The sequence below is a fragment of the Shewanella sp. 553 genome, assembly GCF_059338375.1.
The window spans coordinates 3,684,988-3,699,361 of the sequence record NZ_CM181701.1; the positions used below are offsets into that span (position 1 = coordinate 3,684,988).

14 protein-coding genes are annotated in these 14,374 nt (G+C 47.4%); 9 read left to right on the forward strand and 5 right to left on the reverse strand.

The annotated features are described in order from the left end of the window. Positions 1-114 precede the first annotated feature (114 nt). The gene (gene typA, locus AC5YBZ_RS16260; protein ID WP_475515131.1) at positions 115-1,941 is read right to left on the reverse strand and encodes a translational GTPase TypA; all 1,827 of its coding nucleotides are present in this window, start codon (positions 1,939-1,941) and stop codon (positions 115-117) included. A 367-nt stretch (positions 1,942-2,308) separates the two neighbouring features. Here typA and glnA point away from each other — a divergent pair, with 367 nt between their 5' ends. The 6 genes from glnA to glnG all read left to right on the forward strand — a co-directional run bounded on the left by glnA (position 2,309) and on the right by glnG (position 8,688). Next, a complete protein-coding gene (gene glnA, locus AC5YBZ_RS16265) occupies positions 2,309-3,718 on the forward strand; it encodes a glutamate--ammonia ligase (protein WP_475515132.1) in 1,410 nt (469 codons plus the stop codon). A gap of 302 nt (positions 3,719-4,020) precedes the next feature. Beyond that, a complete protein-coding gene (locus tag AC5YBZ_RS16270; protein ID WP_494543200.1) occupies positions 4,021-4,845 on the forward strand; it encodes an N-acetyl-ornithine deacetylase in 825 nt (274 codons plus the stop codon). A 108-nt stretch (positions 4,846-4,953) separates the two neighbouring features. After that, entirely contained in the window at positions 4,954-5,268 is a 315-nt protein-coding gene (ppnP, locus tag AC5YBZ_RS16275) for a pyrimidine/purine nucleoside phosphorylase (protein ID WP_494543201.1), read from the forward strand. 226 nt (positions 5,269-5,494) lie between these two features. Then, positions 5,495-6,040 (forward strand): DUF4124 domain-containing protein, encoded by a 546-nt coding sequence (locus AC5YBZ_RS16280; RefSeq protein WP_494520669.1) that lies wholly within the window; start codon positions 5,495-5,497, stop codon positions 6,038-6,040. 126 nt (positions 6,041-6,166) lie between these two features. Beyond that, positions 6,167-7,210: a nitrogen regulation protein NR(II) gene (gene glnL, locus AC5YBZ_RS16285; protein WP_494520668.1), complete on the forward strand. Its 1,044-nt coding sequence runs from the start codon at positions 6,167-6,169 to the stop codon at positions 7,208-7,210. A gap of 71 nt (positions 7,211-7,281) precedes the next feature. Beyond that, on the forward strand, positions 7,282-8,688 hold the full coding sequence (gene glnG / locus AC5YBZ_RS16290) for a nitrogen regulation protein NR(I) (RefSeq protein WP_494520667.1): 1,407 nt from the start codon (positions 7,282-7,284) through the stop codon (positions 8,686-8,688). A 38-nt stretch (positions 8,689-8,726) separates the two neighbouring features. Here the strand turns inward: glnG and AC5YBZ_RS16295 are convergent, their stop codons facing one another. Then, positions 8,727-8,873 carry a hypothetical protein gene (locus tag AC5YBZ_RS16295; protein ID WP_494520666.1) on the reverse strand — a complete coding sequence of 49 codons (147 nt, stop codon included), beginning with the start codon at positions 8,871-8,873 and terminating at the stop codon, positions 8,727-8,729. Between the two features lie 93 nt (positions 8,874-8,966). Here AC5YBZ_RS16295 and AC5YBZ_RS16300 point away from each other — a divergent pair, with 93 nt between their 5' ends. Continuing rightward, positions 8,967-9,890: a LysR family transcriptional regulator gene (locus AC5YBZ_RS16300; RefSeq protein WP_494524071.1), complete on the forward strand. Its 924-nt coding sequence runs from the start codon at positions 8,967-8,969 to the stop codon at positions 9,888-9,890. Between the two features lie 61 nt (positions 9,891-9,951). Here AC5YBZ_RS16300 and fieF read toward each other — a convergent pair whose 3' ends face one another. Beyond that, positions 9,952-10,821: a cation efflux pump FieF gene (gene fieF / locus AC5YBZ_RS16305; RefSeq protein WP_494520664.1), complete on the reverse strand. Its 870-nt coding sequence runs from the start codon at positions 10,819-10,821 to the stop codon at positions 9,952-9,954. 64 nt (positions 10,822-10,885) lie between these two features. Then, positions 10,886-11,374 (reverse strand): Spy/CpxP family protein refolding chaperone, encoded by a 489-nt coding sequence (locus AC5YBZ_RS16310; protein WP_494520663.1) that lies wholly within the window; start codon positions 11,372-11,374, stop codon positions 10,886-10,888. A 258-nt stretch (positions 11,375-11,632) separates the two neighbouring features. Between AC5YBZ_RS16310 and AC5YBZ_RS16315 the strand changes: the two genes are divergently transcribed. Both AC5YBZ_RS16315 and AC5YBZ_RS16320 read left to right on the forward strand, forming a co-directional pair. Continuing rightward, the gene (locus AC5YBZ_RS16315; RefSeq protein WP_494520662.1) at positions 11,633-12,316 is read left to right on the forward strand and encodes a response regulator; all 684 of its coding nucleotides are present in this window, start codon (positions 11,633-11,635) and stop codon (positions 12,314-12,316) included. Next, a complete protein-coding gene (locus tag AC5YBZ_RS16320; protein WP_494524072.1) occupies positions 12,317-13,684 on the forward strand; it encodes an ATP-binding protein in 1,368 nt (455 codons plus the stop codon). On the opposite strand, the gene AC5YBZ_RS16325 is transcribed toward AC5YBZ_RS16320, so the two are convergent. Beyond that, positions 13,668-14,321 carry a TetR/AcrR family transcriptional regulator gene (locus tag AC5YBZ_RS16325; protein WP_494520660.1) on the reverse strand — a complete coding sequence of 218 codons (654 nt, stop codon included), beginning with the start codon at positions 14,319-14,321 and terminating at the stop codon, positions 13,668-13,670. The genes AC5YBZ_RS16320 and AC5YBZ_RS16325 overlap by 17 nt on opposite strands. Positions 14,322-14,374 lie beyond the last annotated feature (53 nt).

Here is a 14,374-nt window from a genome sequence, read left to right on the forward strand (position 1 = left end):
TCGTTGGTATATCGTGCCTCAATACCAAGACAAAAAAGCCCTCAACATTTGCATGTTCAGGGCTTTTAATACTTAAAGCTTAAGGGCTAGCGACTCGTAAGTGCTAGCACAGGCTTAAGAAGCGTCTTTTGAACCACGGTTGTGGCGCTTACGCTCGTTTTCTGTCAAGAAACGCTTACGAACACGGATGCTCTGCGGCGTTACTTCAACTAATTCATCATCATCGATAAATTCAAGCGCCTGCTCAAGGCTTAAGTTGATCGGTGGAGTCAGTACTTGTGCTTCATCGGTACCCGATGCACGCATGTTGGTTAGCTGCTTACCTTTCAAACAGTTCACTGTAAGGTCGTTAGCACGCGCATGAATACCAACGACTTGGCCTTCATATACTTCGGCCGCGTGGCCAATAAACAGGCGACCACGATCTTGTAAACCAAATAGTGCGAAGGTTAACGCCTTACCTGTTGCGTTAGAGATCAATACGCCGTTAGCGCGTTGACCAATATCGCCACCTTTAAATGGACCATAGTGATCAAAAGTGTGGTAAATCAGACCGGTACCAGAAGTGGCTGTTAAGAACTCAGTTTGGAAACCGATTAGACCACGGCTTGGAATCACGAAATCGATACGCACACGGCCTTTACCGTCAAGCTGCATATCTTTCATTTCAGCTTTACGGGTACCTAGCTTCTCGATAACGCCGCCTTGATGTTCTTCTTCAACGTCAACGGTTACGGTTTCGAACGGTTCACACATCACGCCATCGATCTCTTTCATGATCACTTCTGGACGCGAAACGGCTAACTCGTAACCTTCACGACGCATGTTTTCAATCAAGATTGACAGGTGAAGCTCACCACGGCCCGATACGCGGAAACGATCTGGGCTTTCAGTTTCTTCAACACGCAGTGCAACGTTATGCACTAATTCCTGCTGTAGACGCTCAAGGATGTTACGTGAAGTCACGTACTTACCTTCTTTACCAGCAAATGGAGAGGTGTTGACTTGGAAAGTCATGGTCAATGTTGGCTCATCAACTGACAGTGGTGGTAGTGCTTCTACAGCGCCTACTGCACAGATAGTGTCAGAGATCTTAAGCTCACCAAGACCAGTGATTGCTACGATGTCACCAGCGTTAGCAATTTCAACTTCGGTACGGTCTAGACCCATGTAACCTAATACTTGGCCGACTTTACCATTGCGTGTCTTACCATCAGCACCAACGACAGTGACTTGTTGGTTAGTCTTAACGCTACCACGCTTGATACGACCTACACCGATAACACCTACATATGAGTTGTAATCAAGTTGCGAGATCTGCATCTGGAAGTCACCTTCCGAGTCAGCATCTGGGAATGATACTTTTTCAACGATAGTTTCAAACAGTGGCGTCATGTCGACACCCTCTTCGTCTGGATCTAAAGTTGCGTAACCGTTTAACGCAGATGCGTAAACGATTGGGAAGTCTAGTTGCTCATCAGTCGCACCTAAGTTGTCGAATAGATCGAATACTTGGTCGATAACCCAATCAGGGCGAGCACCTGGACGGTCAATTTTGTTGATAACAACGATTGGCTTTAAGCCTTGTGCGAATGCTTTTTTGGTGACGAAACGCGTCTGTGGCATTGGGCCATCAACCGCATCAACCAGTAGCAATACACAGTCAACCATCGAAAGAACACGCTCAACTTCACCACCGAAGTCGGCGTGGCCAGGGGTGTCAACGATGTTGATACGGTAATCGTTCCACTTGATGGCAGTATTCTTTGCAAGGATCGTGATGCCACGTTCCTTTTCGATGTCGTTCGAATCCATCACCCGCTCAGCGGCTTCTCCCCGAGACTCCAGGGTTCCAGACTGTGCCAGCAACTTATCAACAAGGGTAGTTTTACCATGGTCAACGTGTGCAATAATGGCGATGTTACGTAAATTCTCTAACACAAATAAACCTCTTACCATCAAAAAAATAGGGTATTACTAACAGCTTCAATAATAGCTATTGCAATAAAAAACGTGCCATTCTACTCTAGACGAGGACTCTCGCACAGGATTATTTTTTAGTCAGCTATGAATAATCATGATCATCACAGTGCGCACCAAGATGGTGAATGCACCATAAAAAGGCAAGGGACGCACCAATATGGTGCAGGCCAGATTACACCACTCCTTCCACTTATTTGCATCCCTTTATTATTCAACAGCTTAAAATATTGGCACGAGTCTCGCTTTATCTTGGTCAGTACCGCGTTAAGCGTAAGTTGAATGTTATAAGAAGGGCATCCCCTCTACCCTACACGGAGATTTAAGAATGTCAGCAGAATCAGTTTTACAACAAATAGCAGAACTTGAAGTCAAATTTGTTGATTTGCGTTTTACCGATACCAAAGGTAAAGAGCAGCACGTTTCTATTCCGCATCACCAAGTTGATGCCGATTTCTTCGAAGACGGCAAGATGTTTGATGGCTCTTCAATCGCAGGTTGGAAAGGCATTAACGAATCAGACATGGTATTGATGCCAGATCCAACCACTTTTGTATTAGATCCTTTTACAGAAGAAACCACTGCACTTATCCGCTGTGACATTCTTGAGCCTGGCACCATGACAGGTTATGACCGCGACCCACGCTCTATTGCCAAGAAAGCAGAAGAGTATCTCGTCTCTACGGGAATCGCCGATACCGTATTGATTGGCCCAGAACCAGAATTCTTCCTATTTGATGATGTAAAATTTGGCACCGACATGTCAGGTTGTTTCGTCAAGCTTGATGCCAAAGAAGCGGCTTGGAACTCTGGTACCCATTATGAAGATGGCAACACAGGTCACCGTCCATTTGTAAAAGGCGGTTATTTCCCAGTAGCACCAGTTGACTCTTCACAAGACCTGCGTAGCGCTATGTGTCTAGTGCTTGAAGAGATGGGCCAAGTCGTTGAAGCACATCACCACGAAGTGGCGACTGCGGGTCAAAACGAAATTGCCACACGTTTCAACACGCTAACAAAAAAGGCCGATGAAATTCAGATCCTTAAGTATGTTGTGCACAACATGGCGCATGCTTATGGCAAAACAGCCACCTTTATGCCTAAGCCAATTGTTGGCGACAACGGTAGCGGTATGCATGTACATCAATCACTAGCTAAAGACGGTGTTAACCTATTTGCTGGTGACAAGTATGGCGGATTGAGTGAAACCGCTTTGTATTATATTGGTGGTATCATCAAGCACGCTCGCGCACTGAATGCTTTCACCAACCCAAGCACTAACTCTTACAAGCGTTTGGTGCCACATTTTGAAGCACCAGTTATGCTTGCATACTCTGCACGTAACCGCTCTGCTTCTATCCGTATCCCTGTGGTACCAAGCCCGAAAGCGCGCCGTATCGAAGCACGCTTCCCCGATCCACATGCAAACCCATACTTAGGTTTTGCTGCGCTTCTAATGGCCGGTCTTGACGGTATTCAAAACAAGATCCACCCAGGCGAAGCGATGGATAAAGATCTGTACGATCTACCTGCAGAAGAAGCCGCTGAGATCCCACAAGTGGCAACCTCACTGGAAAATGCACTCGAAAACCTCGATGCTGACCGTGAGTTCCTTACTAAAGGTGGCGTATTTAGTAATGACTTCATCGATTCATATATCGCATTGAAGAAAGGTGAAGCAGAGCGGGTAGCGCGCACGACTCACCCTGTTGAATTCGAGCTTTACTACAGCTTGTAATCTGCGCTGCAGATAATAAAACCGCCTTACATAGGCGGTTTTTTTATTTATATTGCTATGGCGCATTCACACAGCCACCAACACAATTAATGCTTAAAAATGCATTCTTCGCAATACACTGAATTAGTCGCCAGACAACATAGGCAGTAGACTTTAATGCCTTAATTCTTATCCATCTTTGCAGGCCACATCCCAGCCTAATTAGACTATCAGTCATTAGACTTTAATCTGCTTTAAAATGATTTATCTTTATGGGTAAACTGCTATGATGAGCAGGCCGTTAATTTACAGTAGAATCAATTATGTCTAGCCGAGATCCGTTTGCCAGTTACACTTGGAAGAGCGATATTTTTAGTTGCGAAAGTAACGATATCAGCACCTTTTATACGAGCTTAAAAGAGCAAGTCACTCGATTAGGTTTACTGGAGCGCAAGCTTGGCGACGCGGGACGCTACCCACTGAATCTGTACCAATCTCCGGCACAAAAATCGGGGCAACCCTCACTGTTAATTAGCGCAGGATTTCACGGTGAAGAAGCCGCAGGCCCTTGGGGAATGTTACATTTCCTCAATGAGTTAGAACCCGAACTCTTTCAACGCATCAACCTTAGTCTACTGCCACTTGTCAACCCAACAGGATTCAAGCGCGGCCATAGATTCAATAAGTTAGGTCAAAATCCTAATCGAGGTTTTTTGGTCGACAATGGTCGCGGCAAAAGTAATGATGACACCTCTGCTGAAGGTAAAATACTGCTTGAACATTCGCAGTTATTACAGGCGGCCAGTAAAGAAGGTATTTTAACTTGCCACGAAGATGTGCTGCAAAACGATACTTATATCTATTCGTTTGAAGCTAACCAAACTCCAGGCCATTTCAGCCGCACACTACGTGACACTCTAGGTGAATTTTTCCCTATTGCTCCTGATGGTTTTATCGATGATTGCCCAGTAAAAGATGGCATTATTTTTAACCATTTCGACCTCTCATTTGAAGCCTTTTTGGTCCGCTTAGGTGCCAATGTTGGCGTATGCAGCGAAACGCCGGGTAAACAGAATTTCGATCAACGTGTTTTGGCCAATAGTGCCATTATGCAAGCCTTTATCGAGCAGGTCATTGCCAGGCAGTAATCAACACCAACTCCATACAGATCGATATTACGACACCAACATTTAAGAATAGATATTTTCATTTGTTAACTATATATTCACCTATCGATATTTTTTAAGGATGAATATATGAGTCAATTTCAACAGGTTTCAGTAGATAAGCTGGCTAATGTTTACTTCGATGGCAAAGTGATGAGCCGCACAGTCACTTTCAGTGATGGCAGTAAACAAACATTAGGCGTGGTGTTACCCGGCGAATATGAATTTAGCACTGCCGTGGGTGAAATCATGCACGTGCTCGATGGCACCTTATCAGTGTTACTTCCTGGCAGTGATACATGGCAAAGCTTTTCTGCAGGCAGCCAATTTCAGCTGGCAGCCGAGGTGAGTTTTACCATGCGCGCCCATGATATTGCTCAATATTGTTGCCAATACCTAGATTAAGCCGCTAATTACGTAGTCGCGCCGAGTGGACAGCCAACACCCTCTCCCGCTAGGCCTATTAGCGCCATACCACCTGTTGAGGTCGGCCGTGAATGGCGGCTGACCTTAATCACAACTCTTGCTCACCACACATCTCGACAGTGCCATGCGGGCAATTTACGCGATGATTTTTATGCAAAAACAGACTAATCTAAGCAAGATACCATCGTATAACAAAGGATCGCTTATGCGCACGCTACTACTTTTGACCTTACTACTTCTAACAGCGTTCGCCCAGGCGACCATTTATAAGTGGGTCGATAAAGACGGCAAGGTTCACTACTCCGACAGTCCGATGGAAAATGCCCAAGCGGTCGAACTTAAAGAAAACACCCAAAATCAAATTAAGTTGCCGCCAGTGGTGGTACGAGAGTCAGGAAGCAAGCAACCTGATCCAGTCGATATGCCAAGCTATCAGATGCGGATCAGTAGTCCATCGGAAGAGGAAACCATTCGCGATAATAACGGTAACATCACCATTATTGGCTCGATAAGCCCCGATCTTGCCAGCAACCATGTGTTAGTGCTGCTAATGGATGGCAAAGTAATAGGTCCAGCGCAAACTACAGCTGTATTTAACCTAGAGAACGTCGATCGCGGTGAACATATTTTTGAAATTAAGGCGTTAGCACAAAACGGCAAACAACTTGCATCTACTCCTCCAAGAACCGTATTTCTTCATCGAGCTAGGGTCAACGCGATACCAAAGCCTAAACCCGCTGGCGGCCAATAAATATTAATTAATTATTTTTTATTGGCTTAGCGCATATTTCAACATTATTCGTCTCGATGAAGCTAGCTTGCACCATGCACCAAATTGGTGCACCATGTTGGTGCGATCTATTTCAGGGAGTCGTAAATGCACACAGACCCTTTGCTCAACAACCTAGTGACTGCGGTCATAGTGATAAATCACGACCTAACACTCTGCTATGCCAACAGTGCAGCGGAGCAACTATTAGGCTTAGGTTGTCACCGACTCACAGAACATAGCCTAGGCGATTGCTATCAGGAGCTGAGTGTCGACACTCAACTGCTGATGAGCGCCATAGAACAGCACCAAGGGCTCACGGTCAATAGTGCTAATATCACCACCTTAGATGGTCACGCGCATATCCTCGACCTCACCCTAACTCCCATCGAAGCTGACAATGGCACCCCTCAAGGCTTGTTAGAGTTGCGTCAGGTGGATCAACAACGACGCATCCACCAGCAGTTAACCTTAGATGCCCAGCAACAAGCCGCGCAGTATCTGGTGCGTAATTTAGCCCATGAGATTAAAAATCCACTCGGTGGTCTACGCGGCGCAGCGCAATTACTCGCTCGCGAGTTAAAAGATGATGAGCAGCGCGAATTTACCGATCTGATTATTGAGCAAGCCGATAGGTTGCGTAACTTGGTCGACCGACTGTTAGGGCCACAAAAACCGACACAGCACAGCCTACATAATATCCATGAAGTGATCCAAAAAGTGCTGAAACTGGTGCAGGTCACCTTACCCAGCACTATCCATTTGATCCAAGATTATGATCCATCTATTCCCGATATCGAAATGGATCAAGAGCAACTACAACAGGCGGTGCTCAATATTGTGCAAAATGCGATACAAGCATTAGAAACTGGCGGCGAGATCCGCATTAAAACGCGCACTCAGCACCAGGTCACCATAGGAACTCTCAGACACAAACTGGTGCTGGCTTTATCTATCATAGACAACGGCCCCGGCATCAAGCCTGAGCTAATGGACACCCTGTTTTATCCTATGGTCACGGGCCGCGAACATGGCTCGGGGCTAGGGCTCTCCATAGCCCATAACTTTGCCAGATTACACGGCGGGCGCATTGATTGTGCATCGGTTCCAGGGCAAACCGAGTTCACCATTTTACTGCCGGTCAAAGGCTAAACTGTGCCCAATCAGTTAGAGACACGCGCGTGACGCCACATAATGAGTATTCAACTTAAGAGAGTAAGCGTATGACAGAAAAAGTGTGGGTTCTCGATGATGACAGCTCCATACGCTGGGTCGTAGAGCGTGCCTTAAAAGGGGCCAAAATTAGCTGTGCGAGCTTTGCTGCGGCCGAATCACTCTGGCAAGCACTAGAGCAGGCACAGCCTCAAGTGATCATTTCAGACATTAGAATGCCGGGCACCGACGGCTTGACGTTGCTGGAGCGTTTACAGCTGCATTACCCGCATATTCCGGTGTTGATCATGACAGCGCACTCCGATCTCGACAGCGCTGTTAGCGCCTACCAGGCTGGCGCATTCGAATACCTGCCCAAACCTTTCGATATCGATGAGGTGATTGGTTTAGTCGAACGCGCGCTCAATCATGCCAAGGAGCAGTCGCCTAAAGCTAAACCAGAGCCAGAAGTAAAGGCGCCAGAAATTATCGGTGAAGCCCCTGCCATGCAGGAGGTGTTTCGCGCCATCGGTCGACTATCGCGCTCCTCGATCAGTGTCTTAATCAATGGTCAGTCGGGCACAGGTAAAGAGCTGGTCGCTGGTGCGTTGCATAAACATAGCCCACGTAAAGACAAACCCTTTATTGCGCTCAATATGGCCGCCATTCCTAAAGAGTTGATTGAATCTGAGCTATTTGGTCATGAAAAGGGAGCCTTTACTGGTGCGGCAAGCGTTCGCCAAGGCCGCTTCGAGCAAGCCGACGGTGGCACCTTATTTCTCGATGAGATTGGCGACATGCCACTGGATGTCCAGACGCGGTTGCTCAGGGTGTTGGCCGATGGTCAATTTTACCGTATTGGTGGCCACTCGCCCGTGCAGGTTGATGTGCGGATCATCGCCGCGACTCACCAAAACTTGGAGGAACAAGTGAGTAAGGGGGAGTTTCGCGAGGATCTATTTCATCGCTTAAACGTGATCCGCGTGCATCTGCCGCCGCTATCACAACGCCGACAAGATATTCCCCAGTTAGCACGCCACTTTTTAGCCACTGCGGCCAAAGAGATCAGTGTAGAACCCAAGGTACTCACCCAAGCGACCGCAGAGCTATTAGCTAGCCTACCTTGGCCAGGTAATGTACGCCAATTAGAAAACACCTGTCGCTGGCTAATGGTGATGGCATCGGGACAAGAGATTTTACCCCAAGACTTACCACCGGAATTATTAACCCCCGTAATCAGTCACCATAGCGCGGCAGGATCTGGGGGCTCATGGCAGCAAGCCTTAACCCAGTGGATAGATAAACGGTTAAGCGCAGGGGATAGCGACTTACTCACCGAGATCCAACCAGCTTTTGAGCGCATCTTACTCGAAACGGCACTCAAACATACCAACGGACACAAACAGGAAGCGGCTAAGCGTTTAGGCTGGGGGAGGAATACATTAACCCGTAAACTAAAAGACTTAGAGATGGACTAGCCCCATATTAGCTACCGCCAAATAATAAAAAGCCCAGCTTAGGCTGGGCTATGTTGTAGCTCTTCGGTAGGCGCATTGCTTACCACAGATGCCGATGACTCAGGTGTCTTATCACACTCACAGGCCTCGACAGGCATTGCCGCTTGCCATAAGGCGCCTACCCATAAATTTTTACTAAATTTCATTATCTTGCTCCATTTTTGCTGACCAGTTCAAAGTAATATGCTGGCATCTATTAGTAAAATGAATATATACCATGCCATGAATGCCAAAAAAGAATGAATATACCAATCAAGACGTTACAGTATTATTTAACCTTAGTTGAAAGCGCGAATTTTACCCGCGCCGCCGAAAAGTGCTTTATCACCCAACCGACGCTCAGTAAAATCATCCAGCGCCTCGAAGACAACCTAGGCCAACAGTTACTGCATCGTAATAATCAAAAAGTTGAACTCACTCAGGCTGGTATACTACTGGAGCGTAGCGCCCGAGAAATCCTCGGTCAGTGGCACAGATTACAGGAAGATTTAACCAATTTAAGTGGGCTAAAATCGGGACATTTACGCTTAGGGGTATGCCCCATGATGAGTAGCCTGCTGATCGGCTTACTGACCGACTTTCGACAGCGTTACCCGGGAATCGAGTTACAAATGTATGAGTACGGCGGTTTTGGTTGCGAACAAGCTCTGCTTAACAACAGCTTAGATATTACTTTTACCGCGCTGCCCACGACACATGAGACCGAGCTCGCTCATCACCCCTTGACACGTTACCCTCTGCTCGCCTGCCTCCCCGAAGGCCATGTGCTGGCAGATAAAGCCGCGATCACTTGGCAAGACTTTGAAGCCTTTCCCTTTATCTTGTATAACGAAGATTTCTCGCTGGCAAAACTGATCAGGCGGCTTAGTACCAAGGCAGGGGTGCAGTTGAATATCGCTTTTCGCAGCGGCCAATGGGATTTTTTAGCCACTATGGTTGAAGCCGATATGGGAGTGGCCATTCTTCCCGAGCCTATCTGCGCTCGCCTCAGCAATAGCCGCTTAGTGTTTAAACCCATAATACCTAATTTGACTTGGGATTTAGCCTTAATTTGGCGTAAAGATCTGCCTCTTACGCCTGCTGCTGCGGCATTGTTACACTTGAGCCAGCAAGCGCAACAAGCAGCACCGTCACCCTCTCAACCAAGCAATATCGACCGTTAAACGATACCGGTTAATAATAAACCGCCCAATGGGCGGCTTATGTAAAGGCAAGACACTGACCTTAAATGGGGTCTTGGTGGATCAGTACTTCCACATCTTCAAACAGCTTACGCACCCTAGCCTCAGCCGCATCGGCAATAGCATGGGCCTCATGCAGACTCAGTTGACCATCGAGCTCTAAATGACACTGCACGAAGGTGGTCTTGCCCGACTCGCGCGTACGTAAGTCATGGAAACCATTAATACGTGGATCTTGCTCTAGGGCTTGTACGATAAGGAGCTTCTTATCGGCATCAAGTTCTCTATCGAGCAGTGACTGCGCCGAGCGATAACCTAGGTCTAACGCTTGGCGACCAATAAATAGCGCGATCAGTATGGCAAATAAGCCATCGGCCCACCACCAGCCAAATTGTGATAATACCAAGGCAAGCAATACCGCCGAGTTGAGGAGTAAATCCGACTTATAATGCAGTGCGTCGGCCTCTACAACGGTACTAGAGGTTGCCGCTACCGCACGTTTTTGCAACATCACCAAGGCAAAAGTTAGCACTATAGCGATAACCGAGACAATGATCCCCATAGTGGCATGATTGACTGGCGTGGGGTTGATGAGGCGATCGCCACCATGAAACAGGAGTAAAAAAGCCGATCCCATAATAAATGCCGACTGTGCTAATGCCGCCAAAGGCTCTGCCTTACCATGACCATAGCGATGATCTTTATCGGCAGGCACAATGGCATAACGTATCGCGATAAAGTTAACGATTGAAGCTAACGCATCAGCAAATGAGTCGGTGAGCGAGGCCAGCATACTGGCAGAACCTGAGTACATCCAGGCTGTAAGCTTGATAATAATAAGGGTGAAAGCTGTTGCCACAGCGGCGCGGCTCGCCAGCTTCACCCAAAAATCGTATTGAGAAGTGTCTTTCATAGGGTCACATTACTACTGAGTAAAGTAGGGGAAGAAACATGACCCATTGTAACTTAGTTAATGCTTAGCGGCGATCTCCTTTACGTCCCATCCCTTTAGCTAGGTTAGCTTTAAATGTCGCCTGCTGTTCTGGCGTAAGCATCTGATAGATATCATGCTGTACTTTTAACTTAGCGATGGCCGCATTTTGACGTTGTTGCTGTTTCGCTTGTACTAACGCGACCGCCTCGCTCTCGTTAAAGCTATCTGCACTCAGCAGATCTAACATTTTCGCCTGACGAACCTGACGCTCTTCGATTGAAGGACGATTTTGCTTCATGGTATCTCTATGTTGCTGCATTATCTGTTTAACTTGGCCACGCTGCTCTTCAGTTAAATCCAAACCACGAAAGAGTTTATGCATACCACCATGATGCGCTCGATATTCGCCGTGCATCTTGTGATGATACGGCGCTGCATCACTAGCTGGAGGTTCGGCAAACGCCGCTGATGACAATAAAGTGGCCGTGGTCATTAGTGCCAATAATCCAGATTTTAGGGTTAACTTATTCATAGTCTGCCTCTTACACGCTATTGCGAGTGAATGATCAATTAAACTCAAACAGAGTTCCAACATCAATAGTGTACGCCCTGCAATGTAATGCTGCTCGACAGCAAGGTAAACCTCTGTAAAGTTATTGCGCTGTTACGCTAAAATAGCCTGCATCAGCCCCTTTACGTAGACTTACATTGGTAGACTGCAATTGACACCCAAACGGGTATACTCAGGCGGTTAGCTGTGTATCAATATTCAACAGAGATTAAGGCGCATATGAATCACATATTGTTAGTTGACGATGATTTAGGTCTAGCCGAACTGCTAGTGCAGTTTTTAGAGCTAGAAGGATTCAGCTTAACCGTGGCAAACGATGGTCAGTCGGGTCTTAACCTCGCGCTGGAGCAAGAGTTTGACTTAATCCTATTAGATGTCATGTTGCCTAAACTCAACGGCTTTGAAGTGCTTAAGGCGCTACGGGCCAAGAAACAAACTCCCGTGTTAATGCTCACCGCCCGCGGTGATGAAATAGACCGAGTGGTCGGGCTCGAAATTGGCGCTGACGACTATTTGCCAAAGCCTTTTAATGACCGCGAACTCGTCGCACGCATCAAGGCGATTATTCGCCGCACCAACCATCAAGCAGATGAACAGCTGCCCGGCATCATTGAATTTGCCGACATTAAACTCGACCCCAGCCGCCAAGAAGTGACATGCCAAGACCAGCTGTTAATCCTCACGGGCACCGAGTTCAGCCTGCTGTATTACATGATCCAACATAATGGCGAGGTGATAACTAAAGAAACACTGAGCGAACAGGTGCTCGGCAAAAAACTGATGCCCTTCGATCGCAGCCTAGATATGCACTTATCTAACTTACGCAAAAAAATCCCCGAGCGTGCCGACGGCCGCCCAAGGATCAAAACCCTGCGTGGCAAAGGGTATATCTGGTTAACTTAAATGAAGCTCAGTAGTCTCCCCAACCGTATTTTTATCAAACTGTTACTCAGCTTTTGGCTGTGTAGCAGTTTAATCATTGCCATTGTTGGCCTGCTGCCATTATTGCAGCAAAATCACGATGAAACTCGCATGACCCCTCGCCTACAAGAGCTACTTGAACGCGTGGCCAATCATATTCAAACTCACCCAGAGGTCATCACCTCCGAGCGTGACCAACGTTGGCATCGCATAAAAGAGATGGGACATAAACCGGTGCGTTTCTACCTGGTGAATGAGCAAGGCCAAGTGGTCAATACCGAGCGAGTCTCTCGCGGCATGCGGCGCTTTATGTTATTGGCAGAAGAGGCCGCACGCCCCATAAGCCATCAATTTAAGAGTGAGATTTTTTTTGGCCCCCATGAGTTTAGTGTCAATGGCAGTAAATTTAGCCTCTATGGCCGAATGGCTGAGGTGCGCCCCCGGCCTTGGTTTATTTTCTTCGCCGATAACATCATCTTCACCCTAGTGCTTGCCATTGTGTTATCGGGCCTATTATGTGGCCTATTAGCGTGGCATCTAGGCAAACCGCTTCGGGCCTTAAAAGAGAGTGCCGAAGCCGTAGCCAAAGGCGAGTTAAGCCATCGCGCCGATAACAGCACCACCGCACGCAAAGATGAAATAGGCCAGCTCGCCGTGGCATTTAATGCCATGGCAGGTTCAATCGAGTCTATGGTCAACTGCCAACAACGACTCATTAGCGACATGTCGCATGAGCTACGCACACCGCTAACGCGCTTACAACTTGCCTTAGCCTTAGCCCGCAAGCGTGGTCAAGATTCGACAGAACTGGAGCGCATTGGCTATGAAGCACAGCAACTCGAGGCCATGATTGCCGAACTGCTGGAGCTGTCGCGGGTTAAGCTCAACCTAGCGGAGAATCGGCACCTACTATCGCTCAATGAAACCTTAGGCCAGGTATTAGATGATGCCGAATTTGAAGCCGAGCAACAAAATAAACGTCTATTGATCGATATCGACGAACAGCTCTGCCTACCTATTACCCCAAGGCCATTAGCGCGCGCAATTGAAAACCTGCTGCGAAATGCCATACGTTACGCTGAAAAACAGGTGAGTATCTGCGCGAGTTTACACTGGGACCATGTATGCATTGAGATTATTGATGATGGCCCAGGGATTGAGTTAGAAAGCGATTTACAGACAGTGTTCGATCCCTTCTATCGACCACAATCGGCCAGAGAGCGCGAATCGGGGGGCTGGGGGTTAGGCATGGCAATCGCTAAGGCAGCCATTGATGCCCATAAAGGAGAGATCAGCGCGAGCAATGTTGCGCCTCACGGCTTAAAAGTCACCATCAAGCTGCCGACCTAGTCGCTTGCTCATGTAGCTGCGCAAGCCAGTCGGTAAATTGTTGTTTAGTGGGGATCCGCTTGTTCGAGTGCCCCATTAGTTGGCTCAATGCGTAGCTAAACTGATAATAGGTCTGTACATCGTCACATGCCTTGGTGCCATCATCGCTGTTGATCATGGTGCCACGAATATAGTTCTTAACCAATTCATAACGATCGAACCCCGGCCGCTCACCAACAGCCAAAATCGTACTTTGATTCCAATGGCAATATTGCTCAAGCAAATCATTAAATCGATGCCGATAAACCTCAGAGGCTTGCTGTAATAACTCTTGATTAGGCATCATTCGCTCTATCACAAAACGCTTTTGAGCTAACACATCATGTAGGCGCTGGCAGTGATGAAACAGATAGCATTCAAAGGGATCGCTATATTGTTGTTGGTCACGCTCGGCCGCGAGCAACCAATCTTGGTATTGAGCACAAGCCACTGCCACCACTAAATCTGCCTCTGTGGTGAAATGGTTATAGATGGTACCCTTGGATATCTGACTCGCAGCAACCAGATGAGAGCGACACAAATCAAAGCTCTGATGCCCCCTAAGGCTGCGCTGTGCAACCTCAACAAGATAATCCTCTCTTTGTTCCCAGCTACTCATAGCGACCCCATCACATTTCGACAAACATAAACATTGCAACTTCACAATCAAAC

Bases quoted from the DNA above. Each gene is read 5' to 3' on its own strand.
- glnL (WP_494520668.1), top strand. From the start codon at position 6,167: ATGCACACAGACCCTTTGCTCAACAACCTAGTGACTGCGGTCATAGTG.
- fieF (WP_494520664.1), bottom strand. From the start codon at position 10,821: ATGAAAGACACTTCTCAATACGATTTTTGGGTGAAGCTGGCGAGCCGC.
- AC5YBZ_RS16270 (WP_494543200.1), top strand. From the start codon at position 4,021: ATGTCTAGCCGAGATCCGTTTGCCAGTTACACTTGGAAGAGCGATATT.
- ppnP (WP_494543201.1), top strand. From the start codon at position 4,954: ATGAGTCAATTTCAACAGGTTTCAGTAGATAAGCTGGCTAATGTTTAC.
- AC5YBZ_RS16295 (WP_494520666.1), bottom strand. From the start codon at position 8,873: ATGAAATTTAGTAAAAATTTATGGGTAGGCGCCTTATGGCAAGCGGCA.
- glnG (WP_494520667.1), top strand. From the start codon at position 7,282: ATGACAGAAAAAGTGTGGGTTCTCGATGATGACAGCTCCATACGCTGG.
- AC5YBZ_RS16325 (WP_494520660.1), bottom strand. From the start codon at position 14,321: ATGAGTAGCTGGGAACAAAGAGAGGATTATCTTGTTGAGGTTGCACAG.
- AC5YBZ_RS16280 (WP_494520669.1), top strand. From the start codon at position 5,495: ATGCGCACGCTACTACTTTTGACCTTACTACTTCTAACAGCGTTCGCC.
- AC5YBZ_RS16310 (WP_494520663.1), bottom strand. From the start codon at position 11,374: ATGAATAAGTTAACCCTAAAATCTGGATTATTGGCACTAATGACCACG.
- AC5YBZ_RS16315 (WP_494520662.1), top strand. From the start codon at position 11,633: ATGAATCACATATTGTTAGTTGACGATGATTTAGGTCTAGCCGAACTG.
- glnA (WP_475515132.1), top strand. From the start codon at position 2,309: ATGTCAGCAGAATCAGTTTTACAACAAATAGCAGAACTTGAAGTCAAA.
- AC5YBZ_RS16300 (WP_494524071.1), top strand. From the start codon at position 8,967: ATGAATATACCAATCAAGACGTTACAGTATTATTTAACCTTAGTTGAA.
- AC5YBZ_RS16320 (WP_494524072.1), top strand. From the start codon at position 12,317: ATGAAGCTCAGTAGTCTCCCCAACCGTATTTTTATCAAACTGTTACTC.